The organism is Chitinispirillales bacterium, from assembly GCA_031254455.1.
Lineage (GTDB): Bacteria > Fibrobacterota > Chitinivibrionia > Chitinivibrionales > Chitinivibrionaceae > WRFX01.
Map to the genome: position 1 here is coordinate 1 of JAIRUI010000015.1, position 5,753 is coordinate 5,753.

The 5,753-nt window shown below is 42.9% G+C and carries 4 protein-coding genes; 2 read left to right on the plus strand and 2 right to left on the minus strand.

Annotation, left to right across the window (positions count from 1 at the left end; genetic code table 11):
• Together nifJ and LBH98_00890 are read right to left on the minus strand one after the other, a co-directional pair.
• Positions 1 to 2,761, minus strand: a 2,761-nt coding sequence (gene nifJ / locus LBH98_00885; protein MDR0303318.1) for a pyruvate:ferredoxin (flavodoxin) oxidoreductase, incomplete at its 3' end; no start/stop codon positions are given.
• Positions 2,762 to 2,850: 89 nt separating this feature from the next.
• Complete coding sequence (locus tag LBH98_00890) at positions 2,851 to 4,134, minus strand: NAD-dependent malic enzyme (GenBank protein MDR0303319.1); 1,284 nt, start codon at positions 4,132 to 4,134, stop codon at positions 2,851 to 2,853.
• Positions 4,135 to 4,253: 119 nt separating this feature from the next.
• Between LBH98_00890 and LBH98_00895 the strand changes: the two genes are divergently transcribed.
• Together LBH98_00895 and LBH98_00900 are read left to right on the plus strand one after the other, a co-directional pair.
• Positions 4,254 to 5,561: a citrate synthase gene (locus LBH98_00895; GenBank protein MDR0303320.1), complete on the plus strand. Its 1,308-nt coding sequence runs from the start codon at positions 4,254 to 4,256 to the stop codon at positions 5,559 to 5,561.
• Between the two features lie 9 nt (positions 5,562 to 5,570).
• Positions 5,571 to 5,753, plus strand: a 183-nt coding sequence (locus tag LBH98_00900; GenBank protein ID MDR0303321.1) for a hypothetical protein, incomplete at its 3' end; no start/stop codon positions are given.

Genomic DNA, 5,753 nt, shown 5'->3' on the forward strand with positions numbered 1-5,753 from the left:
TTTCGGCATTGTTTTCTTTGCAAGACAAAAAGTCGTTTGCCCATTCTTTCGCTCTCTCGTTAAATTTATCAACCGTCATCCTCATACCGAAAGCAAATTCCGCATTATCTTCAAACAACGAATTACACCAGGTTGGCCCTCTTCCGTCGGCTCTCTTTGTGTATGGAGTAGTTGGCAAATTTCCGCCGTAAATCGACGAACAGCCGGTTGCATTTCCGATAATCAACCGATCGCCGAAAAGTTGTGTGAGCAACTTCACATAAGCTGTTTCGCCGCAACCCGCACATGCTCCGGAATATTCAAAAAGCGGTTTGACAAATTGCGAACCTTTTACACTGTCTAATTTGAGCGTTGATGCATCGACATCAGGAAGTTTGCTCAAAAAGAAGTCGTAGTTTTGAATTTCCTGCTCACGAATCGGAAGTTGATGCTGCATTTTAATAGGATCTGTTTTGCCTTTCATCGGACAAACTTCGACACACAATCCACAGCCGGTACAATCCTCTACCGCAATTTGAACCGTAAATTTTTTGCCTTCAAATTCTTTTCCTATAGCGTCTGCGGATTTGAACGTTTTCGGTGCGCTTTTGAGTAAATCCGCGTCATAAACTTTCGGACGAATCGCCGCATGCGGACAGACAAACGAACAATTGTTACATTGAATACACGCTTTAGGTTCGTTGTTCCAAACAGGAACTTCAACCGCAATGTTGCGTTTTTCGTATTGCGTTGTTCCAGTAATCCATTTTCCATCATCGGGCATTTGTGAAACTTTTACATTCGTTCCTTGTTGACGAAGGAGCTGTTGGGTTACTTCCTTGACAAACGCCGGAGCGTTTGCAGGAACGCCTGCAATATCTTCTATCGAATTTGTAACGCCGCCATATTTAACTTCGTGAATTTGCGTAAGTCCCGCATCAACAGCGTCGTTGTTCATCTTAACGATTTTTTCGCCTTTTTTGCCGTATGTTTTTTGGATCGCATATTTAATAGCCTCGATCGCTTTCTTTTCTTCCATCACTTGCGATATTTTGAAAAACGCGACCTGCATAATTGTATTGATTCGCGCCCCCAAACCAAGTTGTTCGGCAATTTTGATTGCGTCGATAACGTAAAATTTTAGTTTTTTATCGACGATTTGCTTTTGTACTCTTCCGGGAATTTTTGTCCAAACTTCGTCTGCCGAATATTCACTTGTCAGAAGGAATGTTCCACCTTCCATCGCATTTTTGAGCATATCGTATTTGGGAAGAAACGAGAAATTGTGGCAAGCCACAAAATTCGCTTTAGTAATAAGATAAGGAGCGCGGATTTGAGTCGGTCCGAAACGCAAATGAGAGGAAGTAAGCGTTCCCGCTTTTTTGCTGTCATATTCAAAATATCCCTGTGCGAATTTATCTGTTCCGTCAGCGATGATTTTAATCGTATTTTTGTTTGCGCCGACCGTTCCGTCCGAGCCGAGTCCGTAGAAAATAGCGCGATAAGTTTCGTTTCCTTCTGTCGTGAAATTTGCGTCGTATTGAAGCGAAGTTCCGGTAACGTCATCATTAATTCCGACTGTGAAGTGATTTTTCGGTTCTTTTTTGTCGAGATTGTCAAAAACCGCTTTCACCATTCCCGGAGTAAATTCCGCCGAACCCAAACCATAGCGTCCGCCGACTATACGCGGATATTCGCCAAATTTCTTTATTCCCAGTTCTTCCGCTTCGCCGATTGCGATTTTTACCGCCATATATAGCGGCTCGCCGATACTTCCAGGCTCTTTTGTTCTGTCTAAAACAGCGATTTTTTTAACGGTTGCAGGCAGCGCTTCAACAAACGCTTTTGCGTCAATCGGATGGAACAGACGAACTTTAAGAACACCGATTTTTTCGCCTTTTGAAGTCAAACAATCGACGACTTCGTGAGTCGTTTCGCAGGCGGAACCCATAACAACTATCACTTTTTCAGCGTCTTTTGCACCGACATAGTCGTAAAGTTTGTATTGACGTCCGACGATTTTTGCGAACTTATCCATCTGCTTTTGGACAATTTCAGGAAGAGCCGTATAATATTTGTTTACGGTTTCACGTCCGGTAAAATATACGTCGGGATTTTGTGAAGTTCCCGCAATCATAGGTCTGTCTGGAGAAAGTCCTCTTTGTCTGTGAGCGCGAACCAAGTTATCGTCAATCATAGCGCGCATATCGTCAAACGACAATTCTTCTATTTTCTGGACTTCATGCGAAACCCTAAACCCGTCGAAGAAATGAATAAACGGGATTCTGCTTTCAAGAGTCGCCGCCTGAGAAATAAGCGCAAAATCCATCGCTTCTTGAACGCTTGCCGAAGCCAGCATTGCAAAACCCGTTTGACGGCACGCCATAACGTCGGAATGGTCGCCGAAAATGTTAAGCCCTTGCATAGCCAGCGCACGCGCCGAAATGTGGAATACTGTCGGAGTCAATTCTCCTGCGATTTTGTACATATTAGGAATCATAAGTAACAATCCCTGCGAAGCCGTAAACGTAGTAGTCAAAGCGCCTGTCGCCAACGCTCCGTGAACCGCTCCCGAAGCGCCGCCTTCGGATTGCAACTCCGCCACGTGAGGAACGTTTCCCCAAATATTTTTTTCACCTCTTGCGGACTTTTCATCCGAAATTTCCCCCATCGGCGATGATGGAGTAATTGGGTAAATTGCAATAATTTCATTTGTGGCGTGAGCCACGTGCGCTACCGCAGAATTACCATCGTGCGGAACTTTTTTTCTTGAAACGGTCATAAAAAATCTCCCTTAAAAGTGTGTATTTTTGTTCGTATCAATCATAAAATACTAAATGCCGTCAAAACATTTATAGTAAAAAATCCAAATTATCCTTTTATCCGTTCTGCTAATTCTTCAAGTTCTTTTTCGTATTTACTCCAATCGTTTTTCGGCTCTTTTGCTACGCCGCTTTCGACAGCCGCTTTTGCCACCGCCAAACTTACATCGACTAATACGCGCGGATCAAGCGGTTTTGGAATGATATAATCCTTTCCGTATTCCATTTTGCTTGCATTATACGCCTGCAATACCGAGTATGGGACATCACCTTTTTTTGCCAAATTCGCAAGCGCAAATGTCGCTGCGAGTTTCATTTTTTCGTTAATATCGCAAGCGCAAACGTCTAACGCTCCGCGAAAAATAAACGGAAACCCTAAAACGTTATTTACCTGATTTGGATAATCGCTTCGTCCGGTCGCCATTATACAGTCTGGATTTGCATCTTTTGCGTCGTCGTAACTGATTTCCGGATCGGGATTTGCCATAGCGAAAATTATCGGCTTTTTATCCATTGATTTTATCATTTCTTTACTTACTAAACCACCTGCGGAAAGTCCGGCGAAACAATCGGCGTTCTCCATTGCGTCTTCAAGCGTACGTGCGGAGGTTTCTACGGCAAATTCTTCTTTTGGAGTACCTGCAATATCGGTGCGTCCTTTGTAAATGACGCCTTTCCTGTCACACATTATTAAATTTTCTTTTTTTACGCCAAGCGCAATATAATGTTTTGCGCAACTTGTTCCCGCCGCGCCGGTTCCACTGAAAACGACTTTAATTTTTGAAATATCTTTCCCCTGCAGTTCTACAGCGTTAAGCAGCGCCGCACCGGAAATTATCGCCGTTCCGTGCTGGTCGTCGTGAAAAACCGGAATACTCATTCGTTTTTTTAGTTCTCTTTCTATATAAAAGCAATCAGGCGCACAAATATCTTCCAAATTTATTCCGCCGAAAGTCGGTTCCATCAACATTACCGCTTCAATGAATTTATCTTTGTCGCGTGTATTCAATTCCAAATCAAAAACGTCTATATCGGCAAATCTCTTAAATAAAACCGCCTTACCTTCCATAACCGGTTTCCCAGCCAAAGCACCTATATCTCCTAGCCCTAATACCGCCGTTCCGTTGGTAATTACCGCGACCAAGTTTTGCCGCGCCGTGTATCTGTTTGCAAGCTTGGGGTTTTTTTGGATTTCGCGGCATGGCTCGGCGACTCCTGGCGTATATGCCAAAGACAAATCCTTTTGGGTTCGACAGGGTTTGGTCGCCGTGACTTCAATTTTTCCGCGCCGTCCGCTTTCGTGGTAGTTAAGCGCCTCGTCTTTTGTAAACATTTTCTTGCCTTTTTTGCCGTTTTTTGTTGGAAATCATAAGAAAATACATTAGTTTCGATAGGCAAATAGTATTTTTGGCGCAATTTATATGAATAATGAATATAATTAAGGGCTTATGAATGTATGATACTACCAAAATATCAGTAGGTAAAGCTAAACTCGAAATTAACGGGAAAGTCGTCGAACTTCCGATTATTCAAGGGTCGGACGGCGGAATCGGCGTTGATATATCGACGCTTCACAAACAAACCAGGGCTATCGCTTTCGACAACGGTTTTAGCAATTCCGCATCGGCGTTAAGCGCAATCACCTATATTGACGGCGAAAACGGCATATTGCGTTATCGCGGTTATTCTATTGAGGATTTGGTTCATAACGCGACTTTTCGTGAAGTCGCATATTTAATGATAAGTGGAAAACTTCCCACACTTGACGAAGCCAAACATTTCAGCGTTTATTTAACCGAACACTCTATGATTGATGAAGATATGCACCACTTTTTTGCAGGATTTCCAAGGACTTCGCACCCGATGGCGATTTTGGCGGCGATGGTTACTTCGCTTTCAAGTTTTTATCCCGAAATTATGCACGATGATGCAAATTTTAACGAAACTGCAGCGCGTCTTATCTCAAAAGTTCGTACTATTGCCGCGTTTTCATATAAAAAATCAAAAGGGCTTCCGCTTGTGTATCCGCAGGCGAATTTGTCTTATGTAGAGAATTTTCTAAATATGATGTTTGATACGCCCAGCCGTCCTTACGATATAAAAAGCGACTTGCATCAAATGCACGCCAAAATTTTGGATAAACTTCTTATTCTTCATGCAGACCACGGACAAAACTGTTCTACAACCGCCGTGAAACTAGTAAGTTCTGCGCGGGTAAATTTATACGCGGCTATTTCCGCAGGTATTTGCGCGCTGTGGGGACCTTTGCACGGTGGAGCGAATCAAGCGGTCATCGAAATGTTGGAAAACATAAAAAAGGACGGCGGAAACATCGAAAAGTACATAGAAAGAGCCAAGAACAAAGACGTTCGCCTTATGGGTTTCGGACACGCTTTATATAAAAACTACGACCCCAGGGCTGCGCTTGCAAAAGAATTGCTTGGCGAATTTCTTGGAAAATGTCCGGTTTGTGAACCGCTTTTTGAAATTGCGCAGGAGTTAGAGCAAAAGGTACTTGCAGACGACTATTTTATTGAGAGAAAACTTTTCCCTAACATTGATTTTTATACGGGAATTATTTACAGAGCGCTTGGAATACCTACGAACATGCTCACGGTAATGTTTGTTTTGGGACGTCTTCCAGGATGGATTGCACAATGGCGGGAATTGATGGGTTACGGAGTTAAGATTTTCCGTCCGCGGCAGATTTACATCGGACCGGACGCTCTAAAATATGTTCCGTTGAAAAACAGGAAGTAATCGCAGCCTATGAACGAAAAATGTTTGATTTTGCTTGAAGACGCCGTAAGAAACGGGGAACTACCCAAATTAGAATTTTTTGATTCGCCGTTTTCCTTGCAAAACACAAACAACGTTGTAAAAATTATTTTTCCCGAATTTACTTGTTTATGCCCAAAAACCGGTTATCCTGATTTTGCTTCAATCGAAATT